The sequence below is a fragment of the Bacillus mesophilum genome, from assembly GCF_008923265.1.
Lineage (GTDB): Bacteria > Bacillota > Bacilli > Bacillales > Cytobacillaceae > Cytobacillus > Cytobacillus mesophilum.
The window spans coordinates 793398-818009 of the sequence record NZ_WBOT01000002.1; the positions used below are offsets into that span (position 1 = coordinate 793398).

General features: G+C 39.3%; 25 protein-coding genes and 2 other annotated features. Of the genes, 2 read left to right on the forward strand and 23 right to left on the reverse strand.

Going from position 1 to position 24612, the window contains the following annotated elements; all coding sequences use genetic code 11:
• Window positions 1–23: 23 nt before the first annotated feature.
• Window positions 24–277: a binding site (T-box leader), on the reverse strand.
• Window positions 278–350: 73 nt separating this feature from the next.
• The gene (locus F7732_RS08860) at window positions 351–1103 is read right to left on the reverse strand and encodes a TrmH family RNA methyltransferase (protein ID WP_151573502.1); all 753 of its coding nucleotides are present in this window, start codon (window positions 1101–1103) and stop codon (window positions 351–353) included.
• A gap of 118 nt (window positions 1104–1221) precedes the next feature.
• Between F7732_RS08860 and sspI the strand changes: the two genes are divergently transcribed.
• The gene (gene sspI, locus F7732_RS08865; RefSeq protein WP_066443070.1) at window positions 1222–1428 is read left to right on the forward strand and encodes a small acid-soluble spore protein SspI; all 207 of its coding nucleotides are present in this window, start codon (window positions 1222–1224) and stop codon (window positions 1426–1428) included.
• Window positions 1429–1485: 57 nt separating this feature from the next.
• Here the strand turns inward: sspI and F7732_RS08870 are convergent, their stop codons facing one another.
• Complete coding sequence (locus tag F7732_RS08870) at window positions 1486–2571, reverse strand: M42 family metallopeptidase (protein WP_151573503.1); 1086 nt, start codon at window positions 2569–2571, stop codon at window positions 1486–1488.
• A gap of 70 nt (window positions 2572–2641) precedes the next feature.
• Window positions 2642–3130, reverse strand: coding sequence for a dUTP diphosphatase (locus F7732_RS08875; RefSeq protein ID WP_151573504.1), 489 nt, complete (start codon window positions 3128–3130; stop codon window positions 2642–2644).
• 148 nt (window positions 3131–3278) lie between these two features.
• Between F7732_RS08875 and F7732_RS08880 the strand changes: the two genes are divergently transcribed.
• Window positions 3279–3656 carry a sigma-w pathway protein ysdB gene (locus F7732_RS08880; RefSeq protein ID WP_151573505.1) on the forward strand — a complete coding sequence of 126 codons (378 nt, stop codon included), beginning with the start codon at window positions 3279–3281 and terminating at the stop codon, window positions 3654–3656.
• 286 nt (window positions 3657–3942) lie between these two features.
• Here F7732_RS08880 and F7732_RS08885 read toward each other — a convergent pair whose 3' ends face one another.
• The 20 genes from F7732_RS08885 to hflK form a co-directional block, all read right to left on the reverse strand.
• On the reverse strand, window positions 3943–4953 hold the full coding sequence (locus F7732_RS08885; protein WP_151573506.1) for a DUF3231 family protein: 1011 nt from the start codon (window positions 4951–4953) through the stop codon (window positions 3943–3945).
• Between the two features lie 196 nt (window positions 4954–5149).
• Window positions 5150–5710, reverse strand: a complete 561-nt coding sequence (locus F7732_RS08890) for a TVP38/TMEM64 family protein (RefSeq protein WP_240056571.1) — start codon at window positions 5708–5710, stop codon at window positions 5150–5152.
• A 136-nt stretch (window positions 5711–5846) separates the two neighbouring features.
• Window positions 5847–6119 carry a DUF1294 domain-containing protein gene (locus F7732_RS08895; protein ID WP_151573507.1) on the reverse strand — a complete coding sequence of 91 codons (273 nt, stop codon included), beginning with the start codon at window positions 6117–6119 and terminating at the stop codon, window positions 5847–5849.
• A gap of 95 nt (window positions 6120–6214) precedes the next feature.
• Entirely contained in the window at window positions 6215–6574 is a 360-nt protein-coding gene (rplT, locus tag F7732_RS08900) for a 50S ribosomal protein L20 (protein ID WP_066443064.1), read from the reverse strand.
• Between the two features lie 25 nt (window positions 6575–6599).
• The gene (rpmI, locus tag F7732_RS08905) at window positions 6600–6800 is read right to left on the reverse strand and encodes a 50S ribosomal protein L35 (protein WP_009333215.1); all 201 of its coding nucleotides are present in this window, start codon (window positions 6798–6800) and stop codon (window positions 6600–6602) included.
• Between the two features lie 16 nt (window positions 6801–6816).
• Entirely contained in the window at window positions 6817–7320 is a 504-nt protein-coding gene (gene infC, locus F7732_RS08910) for a translation initiation factor IF-3 (RefSeq protein WP_066443063.1), read from the reverse strand.
• Between the two features lie 165 nt (window positions 7321–7485).
• Window positions 7486–7609 (reverse strand) — a sequence feature (ribosomal protein L20 leader region).
• Between the two features lie 329 nt (window positions 7610–7938).
• A complete protein-coding gene (gene thrS / locus F7732_RS08915) occupies window positions 7939–9870 on the reverse strand; it encodes a threonine--tRNA ligase (protein ID WP_151573508.1) in 1932 nt (643 codons plus the stop codon).
• 384 nt (window positions 9871–10254) lie between these two features.
• Window positions 10255–11136 (reverse strand): putative sporulation protein YtxC, encoded by an 882-nt coding sequence (ytxC, locus tag F7732_RS08920; protein ID WP_151573509.1) that lies wholly within the window; start codon window positions 11134–11136, stop codon window positions 10255–10257.
• A 386-nt stretch (window positions 11137–11522) separates the two neighbouring features.
• A complete protein-coding gene (dnaI, locus tag F7732_RS08925) occupies window positions 11523–12452 on the reverse strand; it encodes a primosomal protein DnaI (protein ID WP_151573510.1) in 930 nt (309 codons plus the stop codon).
• A 2-nt stretch (window positions 12453–12454) separates the two neighbouring features.
• The gene (locus F7732_RS08930) at window positions 12455–13846 is read right to left on the reverse strand and encodes a replication initiation and membrane attachment family protein (RefSeq protein WP_151573511.1); all 1392 of its coding nucleotides are present in this window, start codon (window positions 13844–13846) and stop codon (window positions 12455–12457) included.
• Between the two features lie 102 nt (window positions 13847–13948).
• Entirely contained in the window at window positions 13949–14407 is a 459-nt protein-coding gene (gene nrdR, locus F7732_RS08935) for a transcriptional regulator NrdR (protein WP_066443058.1), read from the reverse strand.
• A 78-nt stretch (window positions 14408–14485) separates the two neighbouring features.
• A complete protein-coding gene (locus F7732_RS08940; RefSeq protein ID WP_151573512.1) occupies window positions 14486–14890 on the reverse strand; it encodes a hypothetical protein in 405 nt (134 codons plus the stop codon).
• Between the two features lie 105 nt (window positions 14891–14995).
• Complete coding sequence (gene speD, locus F7732_RS08945) at window positions 14996–15376, reverse strand: adenosylmethionine decarboxylase (protein ID WP_066443056.1); 381 nt, start codon at window positions 15374–15376, stop codon at window positions 14996–14998.
• A 488-nt stretch (window positions 15377–15864) separates the two neighbouring features.
• Window positions 15865–16896 carry a glyceraldehyde-3-phosphate dehydrogenase gene (locus F7732_RS08950; protein ID WP_151573513.1) on the reverse strand — a complete coding sequence of 344 codons (1032 nt, stop codon included), beginning with the start codon at window positions 16894–16896 and terminating at the stop codon, window positions 15865–15867.
• Between the two features lie 233 nt (window positions 16897–17129).
• Window positions 17130–17738 carry a dephospho-CoA kinase gene (gene coaE, locus F7732_RS08955; RefSeq protein ID WP_151573514.1) on the reverse strand — a complete coding sequence of 203 codons (609 nt, stop codon included), beginning with the start codon at window positions 17736–17738 and terminating at the stop codon, window positions 17130–17132.
• A gap of 15 nt (window positions 17739–17753) precedes the next feature.
• Window positions 17754–18395: a sporulation membrane protein YtaF gene (gene ytaF / locus F7732_RS08960; RefSeq protein ID WP_151573515.1), complete on the reverse strand. Its 642-nt coding sequence runs from the start codon at window positions 18393–18395 to the stop codon at window positions 17754–17756.
• Window positions 18396–18734: 339 nt separating this feature from the next.
• A complete protein-coding gene (gene mutM, locus F7732_RS08965) occupies window positions 18735–19565 on the reverse strand; it encodes a DNA-formamidopyrimidine glycosylase (protein WP_151573516.1) in 831 nt (276 codons plus the stop codon).
• Window positions 19566–19598: 33 nt separating this feature from the next.
• Entirely contained in the window at window positions 19599–22235 is a 2637-nt protein-coding gene (gene polA, locus F7732_RS08970; RefSeq protein ID WP_151573517.1) for a DNA polymerase I, read from the reverse strand.
• Window positions 22236–22361: 126 nt separating this feature from the next.
• A complete protein-coding gene (gene hflC / locus F7732_RS08975; protein WP_151573518.1) occupies window positions 22362–23312 on the reverse strand; it encodes a protease modulator HflC in 951 nt (316 codons plus the stop codon).
• On the reverse strand, window positions 23305–24270 hold the full coding sequence (gene hflK / locus F7732_RS08980) for an FtsH protease activity modulator HflK (RefSeq protein WP_151573519.1): 966 nt from the start codon (window positions 24268–24270) through the stop codon (window positions 23305–23307). Before hflK ends, hflC begins: the two co-directional genes overlap by 8 nt.
• Window positions 24271–24612: the final 342 nt, after the last annotated feature.

A 24612-nucleotide genomic window follows, 5' to 3' on the forward strand; every position in this document is an offset into this window, starting at 1 on the left:
CAAACAAAAAAACCTAATCCCTATAAAGGGACGAGGTTTTGGTTCGCGGTACCACCCTTTTTAATACATGTAAACAGGGGAACCCGCGTATATGTATTCGCTTCATTGAGATAACGGCCAGATGCCGGTGCATCTTTACATAGCCAGATTGCTATGGTCCCGATGCCAACTCTGGAGGTGAATGTTCACTTGCATCCCTTTTAAAAACACTTGCAGTCAAGGTGTTTTCTCCCTAAAAAAGTTCCAGCAGGCTACTTTTCTCCGTCATTGTTTTTTACATATAATTTGTTGTTAATTATAGTACATTCTTTTACAACTTTCAAATCGTTTAAGCAAATTCACTGCCCATTTCAAGAACGCAAATGATACATTAAAATACCGGCAGCAATTGATACGTTTAAAGACTCACTCTTCCCGAAAATAGGGATATACAGATTTTCATCTGTTTCAGCTAAAAGCTCCGAATTGACACCATTGCCTTCATTTCCAACTAATAGAGCGAAAATATCACTTTTATCTATTTCTGTATATGGACGGCCGTTCTCCAATGCAGTTCCGTACACAGCTGCACCCTGCTGTTTAAGCTTAGAAATCAATACACCAAGATCTTCCCCGATGATCGGCAGATGAAAGTGACTGCCTTGCGCTGAACGCAGAACTTTTGGATTGTACATATCGACACTGCCTTTTCCGACGAAAACAGCATCCATACCGGCTGCATCAGCTGTTCGGATCATTGTTCCTAAGTTGCCGGGATCCTGTACCGCATCAAGTAAGAGAAACTTCCTTCCTTCTTCAAGAACGCTGTCATATGTTTTCTGTTCACAGACAGCAAAGATCGCTTGTGACGTTTCAGTATCAGAGAGCAGCTGAATGATCTCATTACTGACAACATTGACAGGGATATCTCCATAGTTCCATGCTGCGGGCAGTTCTACTTGTTCTCCCATTATGATTTCTGCAATGCTGCCGCTATTTAATGCTTCCTCGACAAGATGATAGCCTTCTACTAGAAAAGTAAGCGTCTTATCTCTCTCTTTTTTTGTCAAAAGTTTCTTCCACTGCTTAACCTTTTGATTTTGTGCAGAGTGAATATAGTTCACAGTGTTCTCTCCTTTTTCTAACATCAGTTTGTCTATTATAACGTAAATACCATACATAATAAATCTGAGAAAAGAAAAACTATGAATGTAATCATGAAATTGGAAGGAGTGTAAAAAAATGAACTTGAATCTGCGTAATGCCATTCTTCATAATGTTTCTGGAAACAATCAGGATGAATTAAAGGATACAATTGTTGATGCTATCCAAAATGGGGAAGAAAAAATGCTGCCTGGTCTTGGTGTTCTTTTTGAAGTCATCTGGAACAACTCTTCTGAGGAAGACAAACAGGAAATGCTGCACACGCTTGAAAGCGGCTTGAAATAAGAGGAGCTTTGTATACATGAGAAAAATCCGCAGACATGCATCTGCGGATTCTTTTTATCAATCAAATTTCAGGCTATTAACTGTATCTTCATCTAATCGCTTAATGACTTCTGCAATTAGTTTCACTGCATTCTCGTAATCGTCACGATGAAGCATTGCTGCATGTGAATGGATATATCTTGTCGCAATTGTAATGGATAAAGAAGGAACACCGTTATGTGTCAGGTGGATCGCACCTGAATCTGTTCCGCCTCCAGGCACAGCATCGAATTGATATGGAATATTCAGCTCATCTGCAGTGTTTGTTACAAGATCTCGCAAGCCTTTATGTGATACCATTGATGCATCATAAAGGATAATTTGCGGTCCTTTGCCCATTTTGCTTAAAGCTTCTTTTTCTGTGATACCAGGTGTATCTCCAGCAATTCCAACATCTACGCCAAAACCAATATCAGGCTGGATCTTCTGTGCAGCTGTTCTTGCACCGCGCAGGCCAACTTCTTCTTGGACTGTTCCTACTCCGTATACCACGTTCGGATGCTCAGCATCTTTTAATTGTTTTAATACATCAATTGCAATTGCACAGCCGATGCGGTTATCCCAAGCTTTGGCAAGCAGCATTTTTTCGTTGTTCATCACTGTAAATTCAAAATAAGGAACAACCATGTCACCAGGCTTAACGCCCCACTCAGCTGCTTCGTCACGGCTTGTGGCACCAATATCAATAAACATATCTTTGATATCAACAGGCTTTTTACGAGCTTCAGCTGAAAGAATATGCGGTGGCTTTGAGCCAATTACGCCCGTTACATCCCCTTTGCTTGTTACAATTGTGACTCTTTGGGCAAGCATAACTTGTGACCACCAGCCGCCAACCGTTTGAAAACGAAGAAAACCTTTGTCATCAATACTTGTAATCATGAAACCTACTTCATCTAAATGGCCGGCAACCATGATCTTTGGTCCGCCTTCTTTGCCTGTTTTCTTGGCAATTAAGCTTCCTAATCCATCGGTTGTTACTTCGTCTGCAAATGGAGTTATGTATTGTTTCATGACTTCGCGAACTTCACGCTCATTGCCTGGAATTCCTTTTGCATCCGTTAAATCCTTAAGCATGGTTAACGTTTCATCTAATTTAGCCATTATTTCGACTCCCTTAATATGTATTCCACTTCATTATACTAGACTGCCCTGTTAATGTGCAAAAATTCAGCTAATAATTTTCTTTTTGTCTTTCATAGTTTACTTCATTTTTCTCAAAATAAGCCCGTTCAATATCAGCGGCTGAAAAGCCAAGTAATTGGCCAAGCTGTAAATACACTAAGAAAAGCTTTTCGTAAGAAGCCCGTGTTTTTTCTGCCCTAAACTGATGTATCTGTTCAAAAACAGCAAGAAATTGTTCATTTATGTCATTCTGATCAGCAGCTTCAATAACCGGAGCAGCTGATTCATACTGAAGCTCTATTCCAAGAGATAAAATAAAATGAACTCCATCTACATATTCTTCCAAAATTGTTTCCTGGGCAGCTGCCGGCTTTACACTCCAAAACTTGAAGCAACGTGTTTCATTTGCCAGTTCTCCAAGTTCAACCAGCAGAGCAAGCACTTTTCGGTCAAATAGATTTTCATTAGTTAATTCATGTTTGGCCTCAATATGAGCATCCAGTTCTTTTTGCATGTTAAATAGTCTTTCAAAATTCATTCCAGCACCATCCTATCTTGATCAATCACACATCGATTATATATAAAAGGAACCGATATATGATAAATTTTATAATAAATAAAAAAAAGTTGAAACTTTTTTGAAGTTCATCCGTACATAGTAGCAAATCGCATTTGGAGGGCTTGTTATGATGTGGCTGTTGCGTCTGTTGCTTTTAGCAATCATCATCTTTTTAATATACACTGCTGTAAAATATTTATTAAATCCAAAAAGAAAGCTTGAACTTGCCCATGAGCAGAAACGTTATTATTTTTATGATGATGAAACTAACGTTCATAAGAATTTCTTAGTAACATATAAAGGAGTTCTATTTGAAGGAGAGAAGTACTTAGGTACAACCGCGGCTTCTTTCGATGTTGTCTCAATTTTTGTCTGGCCTCATAAAGTTACGGCTTTAAAGGGGCTTGTAAAGGAAGACTTCTTATTTATTGAAAAGAAAATTTCAGAGCAGTACCCGAGTGCAAAAATTGATTGGAAAAGTCCTGTTAAGGAATTTATGCAATAGGAAAACCTGTTGTTAACAAAAGGTAAACACGAATTTGTGTTTACCTTTTATTATGTTCTATTAAGAATTGTACTTTTATTTGCTGCCTATGTTGTCGGCAGCAGGTTTGATAATCGGTTTAGGCGCTGTTTAGAGGTTTCAATCAAGAACGCAATCTTAATTATTAAAGAAATAACCCTTTTAATTAAGCTTGAAATTGTACTCAAATTGTATCCCTCCACATCCTATTTTAGTGCCAGGCTGGTCCGACACTATCGTTAATATCTTCTACAACAGTACCCTTTATTCATTTTCCCTTCTTTATAATCTGTGAACGGTCTTCCATTTGCGGCGGCTCCTCGAACCAGCCATACTTAATCTTGAGCTCGATCCCTTCCTGCGCATAGAAATAAACATCTTTTGCCAATAGAAGTGTTTTCATTGCCAGATCATTTCTTAAGCTGAAAAAACCGCCTGTTCCAGATCCAATAAGACCGAATCCGTTAAGAATATAAATACAGTGCATCATTAACTTATCTGAAAATGGAGGAACAGTTGAAGTCGTTACCGTGGCTCCTGACTTTGCTGATAGCTGAATATCTCCCTCCAAAAGTAATTCCTGCATTGCTTTTATTTGTTTCTTAGCGAGCTCCTTTCCTTTTATAAAATATTTCTTCGCCTCTTTATTTTGTGCACATTGAGCAAACCCTGTAATCAGCTGCATTCCAATATTATTAGCTTCAAGATTATGGTGAAGGATCCCAACCTCCAGATCATTTAAAGGCCTTTTATCACCTATTAACTTAAAACCTGCCATATAATTCTTATTCTGAATCACTTCCGTTTGTTTCGGTACCGTTACGAATGGCGGAGGAACCAAAATGCCTTTTTCAAGCAAGTACGAAGTTGACAGCTTATAGATTTTCTGGGTAACTGTAGTGAGTCCCTCATAAATTCCCATGACCTTTTTATTATAGGTCATATTCATGCCAAGCGTGTAAAGACCCATGCTTACTTCCTTTAATATACGTACAAACATAATGTCGAATCCATTATCATATAATTTCGGAGCCTCCAGATTAACATCTTCTGAAGTAAACCCATTTGGCTTAAGCATTCCTTGTTCAGAAAAAAGATTCTCCATTTCTGTCACATAGAAATTAAGCTCTTGCCATAACCCGCCAAGAATATTTCTTGCTTGAGGATCCTCTGCCTTTTCAATGAAATATTCCAAAAATCTCATAATAAGTGTTTTCTCTTGATAGGTCTGCCAAACGGAACCTATCTCCGAGACATTAAGCTTATTGGTTTGTACCATGCCATGTACCTCCTGAATTCTAAAAAATATCCCATATATAAATTTGTAATTTATTTCTATAATATCCAATACAGAAAATACGATACCCATTGTCAGGAGACCAATGAGTGCTATTTAATCGAGATTTATCTTAAATTGAAAAGGCACCTTCCTATTGGAAGGTGCCTAGTGGATGAAAATCAAATCTATTATATTTTTATGCTGCTTCCTTAAAAAACTCCGTCCATTTAATAACTGTTACTTTTTCACGCAATAAATAACAAAGCAGTGTAATGACTCCCAAAATGACGATGATCATGGTCGGTGTAAACCTGCTGATAAATTGGCCAAACACAGTATAAAATACAGCAAGCGGAATATTCGCAATGACAGTAGCTTTTGCATACTGAGGAAAGCTTTTGCACTTTTCCATTATACAAAAGCTGATCAAATGATAATGGAGGAAAGGAACAAGCCTTAATACTGCTGCTTGGGATACGTTTATATTTCGGTATTCCCCAAACCAGCGCTTTTTTAAATTCGATAACTTCCCATGTGTGTTTGGCAGCCTATGAATCAAAAAGAAAAACAAAAAGCTACTGAGGGTTAAGCCAATTAAGGAAAAAAGCGCACCAAAAACACTGCCAAACATCACTCCTCCTGCTACACAGACAAGCGGAACTGGAATAAAAAGAAACTGCCTTACAATATGAAAAAGGATAAATGCCATTGGAGCTAGAATTCCTGCGGTCTCCACCATCGTTAACAGTACCGCCACCTTATTTCACCCCTTCATTATGCGTAGTCATGCTGTCTACTCTAGCATATGGGGAGAAATCAGCGGTTATGACAACTTGGATTAAGAAAGCGATCAGCCTACAATATGTCCTATCTGATTCCCGCTGGATATGAAGTTAAATGATGTGCGGTAAAAAATATAAAATAACCAGCTGAATAATAGTAAGCAAGGGCAGACCTATTTTAAACTGAGTATGCTTTGTTTTATGCCTAAACATGTTCATGCCTACTGTCATCCCCGCTGCACCAAAGAATATGGCGACTGTCCATAGGTTTTTTTCACTGATACGGTACTCCTGATTAACCGCTTTTCGCTTATCGATCATCATGATCAGAAACCCGACAATATTTATAGCGATAATAATGAATGCTGCTGTAATTAATATCATATCTGTACCTGCTTCTCTTTCGTTTTAAGTTGAGTATACGTTCTAAAAGTATAAAAAGCCATTCTCATGAAAGAGAATGGCTTTTTTAGAAGCAATTACTTGCTTAAGTTTTGTTTAGCAACTGCAGCTAATTCAGCAAATGCTTTTTCGTCAGCAATCGCTAATTCAGCTAGCATTTTGCGGTTTACTTCGATGCCTGCAAGCTTTAAGCCATGCATTAAACGGCTGTAAGAAAGACCGTTCATGCGAGCTGCTGCGTTGATACGAGTAACCCATAGTTTACGGAAGTCGCGCTTTTTCTGGCGACGGTCACGGTAAGCATACATTAAAGATTTCATAACCTGCTGGTTAGCAACTTTGTATAATGTATGTTTTGAACCGAAATAACCTTTAGCTAATTTTATAACTTTTTTACGACGTTTGCGAGTAACAGTACCGCCTTTTACACGTGGCATTAAATTTCCCTCCTAATATCGGATATTACTTAAGATTTACTAATAAGTTACGGATGCGCTTGTAATCGCCTGAAGAAACAAGAGTTCCTTTACGAAGTTTACGCTTTTGCTTTTGAGATTTATTCGCGAACATGTGGCTTCTGTAAGCGTGAGAACGCTTCAGCTTACCAGAACCTGTTCTTTTGAAACGCTTTGCAGCGCCGCGGTGAGTTTTCATTTTTGGCATTTTGGAATTCCTCCTCTTACTTGTCGTTTTTCGGTGCTAGCACCATGAACATGCTACGGCCATCCATTTTAGGATGTGATTCTACCGTTCCAACTTCAGAGCAAGCCTCTGCAAATCGGACGAGAACGCGCTGGCCGATTTCTTTATGTGTAATTGCACGACCTTTGAAACGAATCGATGCCTTTACTTTATCGCCTTTTTCAAGGAATTTAATCGCATTGCGAAGCTTTGTATTAAAGTCATGCTCTTCAATCGTAGGACTTAGACGCACTTCTTTAATACTGATGATCTTTTGATTTTTACGCGCTTCTTTCTCTTTCTTCTGCTGTTCGAATTTAAATTTGCCATAGTCCATAATACGGCCAACTGGCGGTTTTGCATTCGGTGCAACAAGCACAAGATCAAGATTTACACGAGCAGCAATCTCAAGTGCTTCATTTTTAGACTTAATTCCTAATTGCTCGCCATTCTGGTCAATGAGACGAATTTCGCGGGCGCGAATACCCTCGTTTAACAACATATCTTTGCTAATAGTTAGACACCTCCAAGGTTTAATCGGAACACAATGTTTGGGTCAAGATTGATTTGATCAGTAGCTTTGCTGGGGCCAGACGTATTCTTTAGCTCCACCATACTGTCGAATTCTGAAAGAAGCTGCTAGCTGCACCGGATCAAAGCTAAATGGGCAATAAAAAAAGTGCGGATGAAAACACCCACACTTACGTATATAAACAAAAAATGTTCACGTAAAACCTGCCAACTGCTATTTGCGTCAATCAGGTGAGAAGCGGGTGCTTCTTCTTTTCCTCAAACAGTATTCAATTTCCTTAGATACTATATCACAAAAGACAATAGGCTGTCAAACTGTCGTTTTTATTGCAACGAAGAAAATGATATCAAAAGAATAGGGATTTGGCAATATAAATTTTGTAATTTCTTTTTCACATGAAAAAATAGGGGTGATTTCCACTGCATGGCACTCGCTTTCCGCGGGTGAGAGGTGAGCTTCCTCGGCGCTGCGCGCCTGTGGGATCTCACCTTTCTCACTTCTCCCGCAGGAGTCTCGTGCCATTCCGTTCCAATCAACGGGCATATTGCTCAAATTCTCTTTTTGATAAAGCAATTAATAACTGAACTTTTATCTCTTAACTTCTTTCTTGATATTCTCCAAGAAGTCTGCAAATGCGATTGTTTCTGATTTTTGTTCGCCGTATTTGCGGACATTGACTGCTTTTTCAGCTACTTCATTGTCTCCGACTACAAGCATATATGGTGTTTTTTGCATTTGTGCTTCACGGATTTTATAGCCGATTTTTTCATTCCGGTCATCAAGCTGAACACGCAATCCTTGTGCCTGAAGCTGTTCCTGCACTTCTTTTGCATAGTCGAAGTGCACTTCTGGTGAAACAGGGATCACCTGAACTTGTACAGGTGCTAGCCATGTAGGGAACGCACCTTTGTATTCTTCAATTAAGAACGCCACAAAACGTTCCATTGTTGATACAACACCGCGGTGGATAACGACCGGACGATGCGGTTTCCCGTCTTCACCAACATATGTTAAATCAAAACGCTCTGGAAGAAGGAAGTCAAGCTGAACTGTTGATAATGTTTCATCCTTGCCAAGAGCTGTTTTTACCTGCACATCAAGCTTTGGACCGTAGAATGCCGCTTCTCCTTCAGCTTCAAAGTAGTCAAGGCCGATTTCATCCATTGCTTCTTTCAGCATTGCCTGTGCCTTTTCCCACATATCATCATCATCAAAATACTTCTCCGTATCCTGAGGATCACGGTAGGATAAACGGAAAGAATAATCATTTATGTCAAAGTCTTTGTATACTTCTAAAATTAAATGCACAACACGCTTGAATTCTTCCTTGATTTGATCAGGGCGTACAAAGATATGAGCATCATTTAATGTCATTCCGCGCACACGCTGAAGACCTGAAAGAGCGCCTGACATTTCATAGCGGTGCATTGTTCCTAATTCTGCAATACGGATTGGCAATTCGCGATAGCTGTGAATGCCATTTTTGTATACCATCATATGGTGCGGACAGTTCATTGGGCGAAGCACAAGCTGTTCGTTGTCCATTTCCATCACAGGGAACATGTCTTCCTGATAATGGTCCCAGTGACCAGACGTTTTATATAAATCAACGCTTCCCATGATTGGTGTATACACATGGTCATAGCCCAGGCGTTCTTCTTTGTCGACAATATAACGTTCAATGTTGCGGCGGATTGTTGCACCTTTAGGAAGCCACATCGGCAAACCTTGTCCGACTTTTTGAGAAGTCATAAACAAGTTTAACTCTTTTCCAATCTTACGGTGATCACGTTCTTTTGCCTCTTCAAGCAAGCGAAGATGCTCAGCCAGATCTTCCTTTTTAAAGAAAGCTGTCCCATAAATACGCTGAAGCATTTTGTTATCGCTGTTTCCTCGCCAGTATGCTCCTGCAATGCTCAGGAGCTTAAACTCTTTTAGCTTTCCTGTTGACGGAACGTGGACGCCGCGGCATAGGTCAAAGAAATCTCCCTGCTCATAGATTGTTACCTTTTCGTCTGCCGGAATGGCTTCAATAAGCTCCAGCTTATATTCATCGCCAATCTCCTTATAAAGAGCGACCGCTTCATCACGGCTGACTTCTTTACGGACGATATCGATGTTTTCATTGATGATTTTCTTCATTTCTTTTTCAATAACCGGCAGATCTTCTGGTGTTAATGATTCTTCAATATCCACATCATAGTAAAAGCCGCCTTCAATAACTGGACCAACACCAAGCTTCACGTTTTTATATAGACGTTTAATCGCTTGAGCCATTAAGTGAGCCGAACTGTGGCGCAATACTTCAAGCGCTTCAGGAGAATCATTCGTTACGATTTCAACCGCTGCATCTCCTTCAATTTCTCTGCGGAGATCGTACATTTCTCCGTTCACCTTGCCAGCGATTGCCTTTTTCTTCAGCCCTGGGCTGATGGACGCCGCAATTTCCTCAGTTGTTACACCATTGGCAAATTCTTTGATTGCACCGTCTGGAAATGAAATTTTAATCATTTCAGTCATCGTCTTTTCCTCCTAATGAATGGTAAAAGTTATGTTTTTCAGAAAAATAAAAAACCCGTCCCAAAAAAGGGACGAGTTATTATATACACGTGGTTCCACCCTACTTCTCATTTTCCCCATAGGAAAAAATGACTTGTAGAAAATAACGGATGTAATCCGCCAGCCCATTTCCTGGCCGGAGCTCAAAAGGTGGTAAGTATCCAATCTATGCTAGGAAGGTTGCAGCCATGCCTTCCCTCTCTTCAAACAAGAAAAGAATACCCATGTCCTTGTCATAACTTTTGCTGTATTAATGTAATATGTACGTATTATAGCTTTTTTACAGCAAAAAAATCAAGGGCATCCTTTGTAAATTTTTCTAAACAAAGCTGCAGATTGTGTTTTTTAATTAATTTCACGTGTTTGCCCGCTTAATTCCTGCAAGTCCTTACAGGATTGGAAAGCAGAAACCGGTTTAATCGTCAGCCGTTCTTCAAAAATATTTGAGATTGTCCGCACTAAAGGAAATTCCTCATCATCACAATACAAATAAACTGTATGCGGTGCGATGGATAAGAGCGGTGCAATCGTTACCGAGTCGACATAAACAGGATGATGAAAGAGAAGCTTTCTGTCTATAAGAGCCCGCAGCTCGGTATTTCGAATCTCAATCAGGCTTTCATCATAAAAAAAGACCCCTTCATTCATCAGCACATGAATCTCTTCGAATTTTGACTGGCGCTTTGCGAGGAACTCACGCAGCATTTGCACAAACATTTGGTATTCCTGCTCCATTTTGTATTCATCAATTGAAATTTCGATATACTTGACCAGCTGATCCATAAATGAGCGCATTCTAAATTTCACAAAAGAGTCGAAGGAGAAGCTGATGTCTGGCTGTATCATCTGGTGAATGTCTTTCCTGACACTTTCCTTCACATTGCGGTCAAGTATAAAAGAAGAAAGGTCCTCTCGATTGCCTTCAATAATAGATTGAGCTATTTCTATAATCTGGTGCTGTTCTTCCTCGTCGTGATAAAAATATTGATCTATTAAAATAGTGCGAAACCAGTCCTCCATCTTGCTTTCTATGACAAACTCATAAAAAGCCTCTTTCAGCAAGTGTATGGCATTTTCAGCTTCATGAAAAAATTGCAGCTTACCTATATGGTGATCTTCATATCGAAGATGAATTTGATCAGTACAGCCTGAAGCGGTCAGCAAATCTTGAAGCAGTGTATGTAAACGTAATGCATCCTTCTTACTTCGGAAAATGATTTCGATCAACCAAATCCCCCCTTAAAAGAAATCTCTACCTTTCGCTTCCCCTGCATAGTGAATGACTAAACAGGTGCAAGGTTTCCTTTAATGTATATGGGAGACATGTCTAAATTAGAAGCAGAAATGTGATTAGCTGATTCAACTAATGATCGATAGATGGATTCTGAGAAAAAATCGGCCGTTTAAGTTAAATGTAAGCAGATTTTTACCCTATTTATGAGAATTCGAATAAAATATCTTTTTACTGATGAAAAAGAAGAAAAAAGATATGCTATTCTCATTGAGAGGGCCATGATATCCGCCGCCCAGAAAATTTATCGCCAAAAATGAGGTTTTAAGTCAAAATTCAAAATACAAAAAAACCGCCTGTTCTAAACAGGCAGCCAAAAATATTATCTTCTTCTATTCGGACCTTCAACCAAAACAGGCTCGGATAAAAATTTAATCCGTTCCATAATGCGGCGCGCCTTCATCCGTTCCTCTTCACCGCGCTGTGTATAGGATAAATGATGTTCAAGTTCTTTTAAATCAAAGTTCGAAGTAAAAAATGTCGGCAGGTTCTCAAGCATACGGAATTGAAGCAATGGTCCAAGAACCTCATCCCTTGTCCAGCTGGACATCGTTTCTGCTCCAATATCATCAAACATAAGAACGTTAGCCCGTTTAATAGCTTCCATTTTATCATTTAATGTTGAATCACCTATAGAGCTCTTCATTTCCCTGAATAATTCTGGAACGTATACAATCATCGAAGAGACCCCTTGATTTGCGAGCGCGTTTGCTATTGCACCTAACAAGTATGATTTCCCTACACCAAATTGTCCGTAAAAATAAAGGCCCTTTTGAGAAGGATTTTTACTATAATTTGTTATAAAAGTAACAGCTTTGTCTACTGCATCAGCTCGATATACGTCATCATGCAAATCTTTAAATTTCGCATGCAATATATCCTTGGGCACATACAAGCTTTTAATTAGGCTTTCATTTTTGCGCTTTTCATCGTGAATCACTTTACGCGGGCATTTATCATACTTAATATCAATCAGGCCTCTTGTGATAACTAGCTCAGGATGATAGCCTTGCATAAAGTTAATGCATCCTTCAAGATTTGGACATTTGTTGCATTCTTTACTAAGCTTCGAATACTCATAAAGCTTAATAAGACTTCTGTTCACCATATCTTCCGTTAATTCATGCTGATGCTCAATTAGAAAAGCCTTTATATCTGGATGATTTAGCGTTTCTGCCCGCTGCTGTTCATATCTTTTTTTAAAGTCCTGGTTGCCAGTGAGCCTCTTTAATGTATCATTAATGTTCTCCATTTTTACTCACCACCCGAATGCAGTTTCTTTAATGCTTCCTGCATTTTTTTCTTTTTCTTTTCCATTTCTTCATCCTGACCTTCATTTGCGGTTTTTACATCCCCGCCATCATTATCAAACCAATCAGGCAAAAGTTCAGAGCGAATTGGCTGTTTTTTCGACGTTCTTTTGCTCGTCTTATTTCCCCCAGCCCATTCTAAATATTGTCTATGTTCGTTTTTCGCCAGCTCCATCGCATCTTTAGCCCTTTTTACTTGCTTGCGGGCCCAATGGCTGGCAATCTTCTCAACATATGACTTCGTAAGCTTCATATCTGTTTTTAACATAACATATTGAATAAGCACATTCACAACAGCCGGCAGCAATTTTTGCTGAAACAGAACGTCCTCAATTATTTTCAAGTCGCCTTTGGAAGGCTCGGCTCCTCCCGACAGATCTTTCAGTAATTGTCTCGGAGAAGTCGTTTCTAAGTATAATATGAGCTCATCCTCTTTGGATGCTGGTGCTGATTGTGCTGTACGTTGTGCTGCTGGCTGTGTACGATCCAGTAAGGACGGCAGCTGGTCATTGTGCTGAAATTGATACCAATCTCTCGCAGACTTTCGCAGTTCTTCAATATTGATATCATTATTTTCGGTAAGGGCACTTATCATAACATTTTTCATCTGTAATACATCTATATCGTATAAAAAAGCTAGATTACTAATGGCCAGTTTAACTTTTTTCGTTAAGGCATTTTTGGGCACCAGCGATTCATTTAGTCCAGCCATGAGGAGATCAAAGTCAAATGTATCTATGCTGATCTGAATGCCGTCTGATTCATCTCTTCCCATAAAGGTCGCATCTTCCTGCAAATCATGCTCCTCATATTGAGTTAACCCTTGGTGGCCTGACATATAAACATCTTGGAACGACTTTGTTGCCTCTGTGTACCCTTCCTGCGAATGTACCGCTTTATCGGAAAAGAAACGCTTTAAGCGTGCATATTGGGTCTTCCCGACTTTTTTAAATAAGTATATATTCAGCATGCCATCTAGAAAGAATTGCTGTGGCGATAAGGGGGGCTGCAGTTCATATATGAAAGAGCGTATGTCGTCCTCTTTTTTTATAAAAACCTTTAATAGTCCCATGCCTTCAAGCTTTGCCCTTGCCTCATATATTTCTTTAAGCCCCAGTCCCATAGTTGTCATCAAGTAATGATGGGTGCTTGACTCCGACCAGATTCGATTTTCCTCCACTTCTGCCCATAACGTCATATAAAGACTCAGGCAGGTGGAACCAATCAGCGGCTGGTATAAGAGTGTCATAATTTTTCTGTCGTATTCATGCAGCAGTCCGCCAGCGGCCACGGCATATCGATCAATCGGTATCAGTTCTGTCCAATGCTGGGCCAATTGTATTCAACCTCACTTCATTATAGAGAAAATCCTTTTTATAGCCTTAACTTGCAAAAAAAGAGCCAGAGATTCCACCATACACTCTTAGGCTCTGACACTCTATTGCTCTTTTTTAATTAATTCCTTTAATTCATCAATAAAAACATTAATGTCTTTAAATTGTCTATATACTGAGGCAAAACGAACATAGGCGACATCGTCCACCTTAGCGAGCCTGTCCATCACCATTTCTCCAACCTCGTCACTTTTGATCTCTGACACGCCGTTGCTGCGCAGCTCTGCTTCTACCTCTGCAGTAATCGCTTCGAGCTCCTTAAGTGCAACAGGCCGTTTCTCACATGCCTTAATCAATCCGCGCAGTATTTTCTCCCGGCTGAACTCTTCTCTCGTGCCTTCCTTTTTTACGACAACAAGCGGTATTTCTTCCACTTTTTCAAACGTCGTAAAGCGATAGTGGCATTGCTCACATTCCCGTCTTCTTCGGATGGATCTTCCGTCATCCACCGGCCTGGAGTCGAGCACACGGGTATTATTATTGTGGCATGAAGGACATTTCATACAATCAACTCCCGATTAACGATCAATTTTTTCCTTAAACTTATCTTATAAAAAAGAAGTTGTCAGTACAAGCACTTGTCACTTGTTTCCGTACCTTCCTGCTCCAATAAATTCAAATTCATTGTTTATAGCATCATATAAAGACAGCAGTTCTTTTTTTAGCGTTGGATAAATGCCTAGCGGTGAAGACTGTTCAGTTGAAATAGTAATATCCACTGCTGTTTCTAATGGCATAAGTCCTGTAACGGTAATCACAGCAAAACACTTTTTTGCACCATTTAGCTCTGCCGCTATTTCTCCATGCTCTCTTGAAGAGCTGATGATTCTCAAATTTTGTTTCCTGCGCAGTAATTGTTCCAGCAATAGAAATAATTCAGATGAATTTTTTTTATAATATCTCGTTTGCAGAGTTGGATCCAGGTGTTGATCACTTGTTTCACACTGCTTCTCGAATCTGCCCATTATTGGACGTAAAATCGGCATTTTATTTCCTCCATGATGTACATATATCTCTATTGTACTATTTTTTTGGAGAAAATTAAAAGGAGTGCATCTTATGCACTCCTGAAATTTCATTAGTTGTTTAAATTAAAGTACATTTGCTTTTGATTGCTTCACTTGAACAGGACCCATTCCACGAGGCAGTTCAATGTTTTCGCTAGCACTAGCTCCCAGCGACTCTGCAATATGCTCAGCAGCAATGTTAGGATCAAGATCTCCGCAAGTATAAACATCAATGCTTGCATAGCCATGCTCAGGAAAGCTATGAATCGTTAAATGTGACTCAGAGATAATAACAACTCCGCTCACACCTTGTGGAGCAAATTTATGAAATGCCACCTCACGAATTTCAGCACCTGACTTTAATGCAGCATTTACAAACGTCTGTTCAATATACTCCATATCATTTAACTTTTCAAAATCGCATCCCCATAATTCAGAGATTACGTGACGACCCATTGTTTCCATATTCAATTTCCCCCTTTACGTTAATAAAATGAAATTCTAAGTTCATATTGACGTACTACTACCACGGGGGAAAGTTAGTCCGGAGAGGTCCTAACCCTTTAAGTAGTGATCAACCGCCATTACTTTAGAAGTTCACGATGATTAGTATACTTTGTTTATTATTTTTTTGCAACAAAAGGATTAAATATTTTATTTGAAAATTTTCAGGGAAACAGACACACTTTTTCAGCTTCCATTCGCATTTATAACATCCGCCTGGAAATAGCAAAGTGAATCAATTCTTACTATTGCCCTAACATGCAGAGATATACGCCAAAGAAAATGATACTCAATGCGCCTGAAGATGTCCGCTAGTAATGGAGGCTAGCGGTTCCATGGAATATAAGCTGGTATTTTACAGAAGGAAACGCAGCTTATTTCATTCTTAATAGCAAAAAAATCCCACTCTGCATAAACAGAATAGGATCTTCGGCTTTCTTTTTAAATGATTAACTTACCTTTATGTTCTTTATCTCAACAAGCTGCATGGCCACGTGTTTTGCCAGATCTACAACTCGGCAGGAGTAGCCCCATTCATTATCGTACCAGGCCAGAACTTTTACTTTATTTTCGCCTATTAGCATCGTGGACAAGCTATCAATAATCGCTGAATGTTCATTTGTATTAAAATCAACTGACACTAAAGGTTCATCTGTAATTGCGAGGATACCCTGTAACTCATTGTCTGCGGCTTGTGCAAATGCTGCGTTGATTTCATCAATCGTCACTTCTTTTTGCAGATCCACTACAAGGTCAACAAGTGACACGTTCGGGGTTGGCACTCTTAGAGCCATGCCGTGTATCCTTCCTTCTAATTGCGGCAGCACTAAAGATAAAGCTTTCGCAGCTCCTGTAGAGGTGGGGATGATTGATTGTCCGCAAGCACGTGCCCGACGTAAGTCCTTATGCGGATTATCAATATTTTTCTGATCGTTTGTATAAGCATGAACAGTTGTCATTAAACCATTAATAATGCCAAAACGCTGATCAAGCACCTTTACTACCGGAGCAAGGCAATTTGTTGTACAAGAAGCATTTGAAATAATATCATGCTCTTCAATATTTAATGCGCTTTCATTTACGCCCATAACAATTGTTACATCCTCATTCTTCCCAGGTGCTGTTAAAATGACCTTTTTGGCGCCAGCATCAAGATGAAGACTTGCCTTATCACGAGAATTAAATTTACCTGTCGCTTCAATGACTATGTCGATAGCAAGTTCATTCCAAGGAAGCTGCAGGGGATCTCTGCTGTTTAATAATTTTATTCTTTTGCCATTAACAATTAAAGCATTTTCCTCTGTTTGGATAGCTGCTTCAAAGGTTCCGTGATTCGTATCATATTTAAGTAAATGTGCTAAAGTTTCAGCAGGATAACTAGCATTGACCGCTACAATTTCAAGATTATGATCAAGGATCGCCTTTCTAAAGACCATTCTCCCAATTCTGCCAAATCCATTAATCGCTATTCTCGCCGTCATATGATGTGATGACCCCTTTCAAATTAATGTTATACTTATTAATTTGCTAATCTTCAATTAGTATAACATATATTGCATTTAATGCGATATATTAAATAACACATTTAAGAATATCATTTTCATTCATATGCATATAAGAAGGATTTCTTGCTCTTTTCCATTTTCTAACAAAAAACCTTGCATGACGATATGCAAGGTAAGAAAGACGTAATCTAAAATTTTTTCAGCTGGTGTCAGTGATGATTCGTTATTCCCCACTTTTTCAATAATGAGAGTAATTGATGTTGAGTCTCTTCAATGGTTCCAATGTTGTAAATGATGTCATCCGCAAGCTTCTTTTTATCCGCAAGCGGCAATTGTGAACGTATACGTGCTTTTGCTTCATCTTCAGTAAGCTTGTTTCTTGCCATTAGACGTGCTAATTGCGTCTGTTCATCAACATAAATTAACAAAGTCTGATCCGCCAGATATTCCAGCTTACTTTCAAAAAGAAGTGGAATATCAAGGATAATCAGTGATTCTCCTTTTTGAATCGCAGCCTCTTTTTTTTGCAGCATCTGTTGGCGTACAGCTGGATGCACAATGCTATTAAGCTTTAAACGCTGTTCTTCTTCTTGAAAAATAATGGACCCTAACTTCGCTCTGTCAATTTCATCTGTTTCGTTAAGTATATCCTCACCAAAATGATGCACAATTTCTTCATAAGCTTCTGTCCCTTTTTCAACTGCTAAACGAGCTTCTATATCTGCATCAATCACCGTAAATCCCATTTTTTTTAACATGGAAGAAACTGTACTTTTCCCACTGGCTATTCCGCCAGTTAATCCAATTACAAGTGACATGTTAAATCCTTTCTCCTAAATTTTCCAAACACCTATAATGATCAGCAATAGACCAGGCAAAAATGAAAAACGCTGAATAAATAGGCTGTTGGAGAATATTGCACCGATTTTAAGTCCAAACAGAACAAAGAGGGAACTCATAACAGCTACCGCTAATGCAAGCAAGTAAGGTGAATATCCAAGCAGAGCCGCTCCAATTCCAGCTCCAAATGCATCTAGTGAAAGAGCAAGCCCTAGCAGGATCGCTTCAATTCCCACAATTGTTCCTGACTTATCAAAATCGGCTGACATAGGTTTCTTTAAAATATGAACCACAAGACCAAGTGATTTGATTTCAAAATTGACAATGGTTTTCTCATGGGGAAGCAGGTCTTTATCTTTCTCTTTTTCCGGCCGAAAAAACTGATACAGTACCCAGCAGCCAAGAGCAATGAGAATGATTCCACCAATTTGCTCAGCCGCATGAGGCGACAAAAATTCAACAATAATATGCCCAAGCCCCATCGCAATAAAAAGAGTGACCGCCGAACAGCAAGCAATAATCACGATAGACTTAATAGGAATTTTCATTTTCCTTAATCCATAAGTTAAACCAACACTAAAACTATCCAAGCTTACCGCGAACGCAAGCAATAGAAGTGTAAATGAATACGACATATGATAGAGCTCCTTCCTGTCAATCGCTAGGATAGTATATGGAAGAAGCCCATCCAGTGTTAATAAGAAATGCGGAAGGCGCTTGCTCTTATAAGGAACGCTGACTAAGTGCGCCACGTCCTGTGGCAACGTCTGCATAACCCACGTCCTGTGGGTCACAAGCATAAGGCGAGCCGACTGGAAGGTTGTTCTTTAACCTTCTAGGCGGATTGACTTATGACCTCGAGCCCCTAGCGCCTGCAGCTGGACAACACGAAATGCGGAAGGCGCTTGCTCAGGGGCGACACCTCGAGGGCTAGGCGCTGCAGCTGGACAATCGAAATGCGGATGCGCCTTGCCTTATTCTTTTGTTTGGCAGGTTGGGCAGAAAACAGTGCCTCTGCCGCCGGTAATGATTCTTTCTAGGGCAGTTCCGCATATTTTACATGGTTCGCCTTTCCGGCCATACACGAATAAATCAAGCTGGAACATTCCTATTTGCCCTTGTGAATTAATGTATGAACGGATGGTGCTGCCGCCCTTCTCGACTGCATCTTCTAAGGTACGGTTTATTTCTGTATGAATACGTGCAATTTCTTCTGCACTTAAAGTATTGGCTGCTCTCTCAGGATGTACATTCGCTCGAAATAATGTTTCATCTACATAAATGTTCCCAAGTCCAACCACTGTCTTTTGATCAAGCAAGACCGTTTTTACATGCCTTGCTGTTTTAGCAAACCTTGCCGCTAATAATTCAGGTGTAAAAGACTCTGTCATTGGCTCTGGCCCAAGCTGGGAAAGAGGAAGATATTGAAAAACCTCCTCCTTTTTATATAAATGCATTGTCCCAAATTTACGAACGTCTTTATACCTTAGCTCCGTATCATCGGTAAAATGAAAAATCACATGCGTATGTTTATCAACTGGCTCATCGCTTTGCGTTAATGCGTATTTCCCTTCCATTCGCAGATGAGAAATCAGTGCCAGTCCTTCTGTATATAGTATTAAAAACTTCCCTCTTCTGCCAATGTCAATAAAGGATTGACCAATTAGCGCATCCTTAAACTGAGTCAACTCTTCTGGAAACTTAATTATTTTTGGCCAAAATACAGAAACATCTTTAATTTCTTTTCCGATAATCAGCTCTTTCAGTGTTCTCCGAACCGTTTCAACCTCTGGCAATTCTGGCATTTCTTATCACCTGCATCTTTTACTTAGTTTTTATTATTTTGCATCAAACCATGTTGGACCAAAGGAAAAGTCCACTTTCAAAGGAACTTTTAGTTCTACCGTGTTTTCCATAACCTCTGGAACGATTTTAGAAAGCAATTCAATTTCATCTTTTGGTGCTTCAAAAATCAATTCATCGTGTACTTGAAGCAAAAGACGAGATTTTGCTTTTTCTTTTTCTAATCTGGCAGCCATGTCAATCATTGCTTTTTTGATGATATCTGCTGCACTGCCTTGAATTGGTGTATTCATAGCCGTTCGCTCAGCAAAGCTGCGCATATTAAAATTCCTGCTTGTTATTTCAGGCAGATATCTTCGTCGCTGCAGAAGTGTTGTTACGAAGCCTTTTTGCTTCGCATCATAAACGATATCTTCCATATATTGTTTTACTCCAGGATAGCTTTCCAGGTAACGTTCTATAAATTGTCCCGCTTCCTTTCTTGTAATCCCGAGGCTTTGAGAAAGTCCGTAATCACTTATTCCGTATACGATACCAAAGTTAACCGCTTTAGCATGGCGGCGCATATTGGAGGTAACATCTTCTGCTTCCACATGAAAAACTTCCATTGCCGTTTTCGTATGGATATCTAGATCTTCTCTAAAAGCAGAGATCAGTTTTTCATCATCAGCAATATGAGCCAGCACTCTTAGTTCAATTTGAGAATAATCAGCTGCAAAGATCACCCAGTCTTGCTCAGAAGGAATAAAGGCTTGTCTAATTTTTCTGCCTTCCTCCAGACGTATCGGGATATTTTGCAGGTTAGGATCCGTGGAACTGAGCCTTCCTGTTTGCGTGAGGGCCTGATTAAATCTTGTATGCACCTTTTCAGATTCATTATTCACAACTTTTAATAAGCCTTCAATGTACGTGGACTGCAGTTTGCCAAGCTGGCGATAATGTAAGATTTCACGAATAATTTCATGATCAGCTTCCAGTTTTTCAAGAACATCTGCAGATGTGGAATATCCTGTTTTTGTCTTTTTAATAACCGGCAGGCCAAGCTTATCAAATAAAATAACACCAAGCTGTTTTGGAGAATTGATATTAAAGGCTTCACCGGCTAAGGCAAATATGTTTTTTTCAATCTCATCCAACTTTAAAATGATTTCTTTTCCCATCTCTTTTAAGCGGTTCAAATCCACCTTAATTCCAAATGACTCCATGTCAGCAAGAATAAGGGATAAGGGCATTTCAAGATTGTAAAAAAGATCGGATTGCTTATTTTTTTCAAGCTCATCAATCAGCTGATTCTTTAAGGAATCCAGCACTAACGCTTTCCGAACAAGATGCTCGGCCAGTTGTTCCTTTTCCGGCACTTTGCGCTTTGCGCCTTTTCCATAGAAAATTTCGTCCGATTGAATAGCTGAATATCCGTGCTTTTTGGCAACTGATGCCACATCTTCAATAGTTTCTGATGGATCAATGATATAGGTTGCTAAAAGCAGATCAAAGTCAACACCCTTTAGGTGGATGCCATGATGACGCAGTGATACTTCCGAACGCTTAGCATCATAAACGGTTTTCTTCTTATCAGGGTCTTCCGCCCACTTTTTAAACAGTTCAGACTGCAAGGCAGCTTCCTTACTGATAAAGTAACTTCCTGATTCATTTACAATTGAAAAACCTGTGATATCAGCATAATGATAATTATCTTCTAGTATCTCTACATAAAAAGCATTGTGATCTGTCAGCATCGCTTGTTCAATTTTCTCGACAATTGTATACGAAATTTCCTCTAAGCTTTCTTCCTCGGCATCCTCATCGGCAACACCAAGCTTGTCCAGCAGGGAATTAAAGCCCAGTTCTTTATATAAACTTTTGACTTGGTCTAATTCATATCCTTTATAATGCAAATCCTGCAGAGATACTTCAACTGGTGCTTCTCTAGTAATGGTGGCCAGCTGTTTGCTCATGATCGCTTGGTCCTTATGTTGTTCAAGCTTTTCTTTTAGCTTGGCACCACTTACCTGATCGATCGAATTCAGCAGGTCTTCAAGAGTTCCAAATTCTTTTAAAAGTTTTAGCGCCGTTTTTTCACCGACTCCTGGAACACCGGGAATATTATCTGAACTATCTCCCATTAGTCCCTTCATATCAATAATTCTATCCGCTGTAATCCCATACTTTTCTTCAATATGTGCGGGTGTATACTCTTCAATTTCGGTAATTCCTTTTTTCGTTATCGCAACTGTTGTGTCTTCGGAGCTTAATTGTGTTAAATCTTTATCTCCAGAAATCACTTTCACTTCAAAGCCTTCCTTTTCCGCCTGAAGTGAAAGGGTACCGATAATATCATCGGCTTCATAGTTTTCTAATTCATAGCGGGAGATGCTATAGCGATCCAGCAGTTCTCTTATAAATGGAAACTGTTCTGACAGCTCTGGCGGCGTTTTCTGTCTTCCTCCTTTATATTCGCTGAAGGTCTGATGGCGAAAGGTCGTCTTTCCAGCATCAAAGGCGACAAGAATATGTGAAGGTTTTTCATCCTCTAAAATTCTTGTCAGCATCATTGTAAAGCCATATATAGCATTGGTATGTACACCTTTATCATTGTTTAGGAGCGGCAGTGCAAAAAACGCACGATAAGCGATGCTATTGCCGTCTATGAGAACAAGCTTATTTTTCGTCATCCTTTTCTTCCTCCCGTATTTTTTTCAGGCATCATGTATTATAAGCCTAAAAAAACCGTTATTTCCTTTATTTTATCATGTCATGATAAGGAAAGGAAAATAACGGTTTGTGTGTATGGTTTCTATTTATTCTGTATCAGTGTAACCCATCAACAAGCGTGCATATGGTGAATCAGATGGCAGAACAATAACTGTTTCGCCATTGATCGTCTTTTTGTAAGATTCTAATGTTCGATACAAACTATAGAAACTTTGATCTTTGGAAAAAGCTTCATTATAGATTCTTGCTGCTTGTGCTTCTCCTTCTGCCCGGATTTGTTCAGCTTCAGCTTTTGCAGCTGCCAGCATTTTTGTGACATCCCGATCCGTCTCGGCAATGATCTTATTTTTTTGAGCATCCCCTTTGGATAAATACTCCTGTGCAGTTGATTCACGTTCAGAAATCATTCTTGTAAACACAGATTGCTCGTTCTCTGGCGGAAGATCTGTTCTTTTAATGCGTACATCAGTCACTGAAATACCATAATTATCTTTTGCAAGAAGGTCATTTACCATCTCTGTTATCTCAGTGTTGATGGATCCTCTAGAAGACTTCTCATCATTAATAATCTCGTCATAATCAAGCTGTCCAAGCTGCGTTCTCGTAACAGAGTATATAAATTCCTCCATTTTTGCTTCTGCGCCTTGAAGCGTTCTTGCATTGGAAATCATTTTAATTGGGTCTTCTATCTTCCAGACTGCATAGTTGTCAATAATCATACGCTTTTTATCTTTTGTATTAATTTCCGCTTCAGATACATCGTATGTCATTTGATACTTTGGCAGTGTTGTTACGCTTTGGATAAACGGAATTTTATACGAAAGACCTGGTGAATTCTCAATGCGGACAACTTCTCCAAACTGGCGGACTACTTTGTATTCACCCTCCTTGACGATAAAGAGGTTCATAAACAAAATAATAAGAATCGCGATGAAAATAACAGCAAAAATGCCAAACTTAATAAATTTGCGGTTTCTAAGCTGATTGCCTCCCCCGCCTCCGCGTTCATTCATATTTACTATGTTTTGATCACTCATTATTTTCACTTCCTTCAGCTGCTGGCTTTTGCTGCTCTTTCTCTAACGGTCTGATTGGGAAATACTTCATCGTATTGCCATCATCATTCATGATATAGATCTCAGAACCCGGCAATACTTGTTCCATCGTTTCGAGCATTAACCGCTCCCTCGTGATTTCAGGGCTGTTTCTATATTCTTCATATAAACTGTTAAAGACTGCAACATCTCCACGGGCACCCTGAAGCCTGGCTTCCTGCTCACCTTGTGCGCGGGATTTAATTGCTGAAACCTCACCTTGTGCCTCATTCATTCTTTGATTCTTGTATTTCTCAGCTTCATTGATCTTTGTGTTCATTGTTTCACGTGCATCTGTTACATCGGTAAAGGCTTTTCGAACATCTTCATTAGGCAGCTCTACATCCTGCAGTTTAACCGCTAAAATGGAAATACCTATGTCATATTTTTCAACGAGTGATGTTAATAAATCCCAAACATCTGCTTCTATTTGTGCTTTCCCTGAAGTTAGAGCATCATCTATTTGTGAACTTCCGATAATACTGCGAAGTGATGAAGATGTACCATCATATAAAATTTCTTCTGGATCTTCAGCATTGAAAAGGAATTTCTCCGGATCAGTAATTTTCCATTGAACAACAAGGTCTGCTAATACAATATTCTCATCCCCCGTGATCATTTTCGTTTCATCAGGAAAGTCCTTAATCTCTCCTTCTTGCTCTTCATAACCAAACTGGAGACTGAATGTTTCTTTTGATAATTTTTCGACGCTCTGAATTGGCCAAGGCATTTTAAAATGCAATCCAGGTTCGGTAATTGTGTCTTCGGCATCTCCAAAGGTTAAAATAACCGCTTGATCTGATTCATCGACTGTATACCATGAAGTAAAGGCAATAATGGCTAAAACGACAATTGCAATCGCCAAACCCGATAATGTATAAATTCTTTTTAAACTAACCATTTATACTCCCCTTCCCTGTTTCTTTGTCTGTAACTTTATTACGAGCTGAATACAGAAAAGTTTCATAAAAGTTACAATTCACTAAATATAATATTGAATATTCCAAATGAGGAAATACAAGAAGACAGAGAATGACTAAAAACACCGAAGTTCATATGAGTGTTATTCATCTATGAAGAAAAGATTGTAAAAAAGCATAAAGAAAAGGAGAAAGCGGGGTAAGCTTTCTCCTTTCTTTGGTACCTTGGATGAAGGGGTTTCCCTAATCATTATAAAGGTCTATTGTAAATAGAAAATAAAAAGACTGTAAATATAATGTAAACCCTTCATTTTTTATCTGTT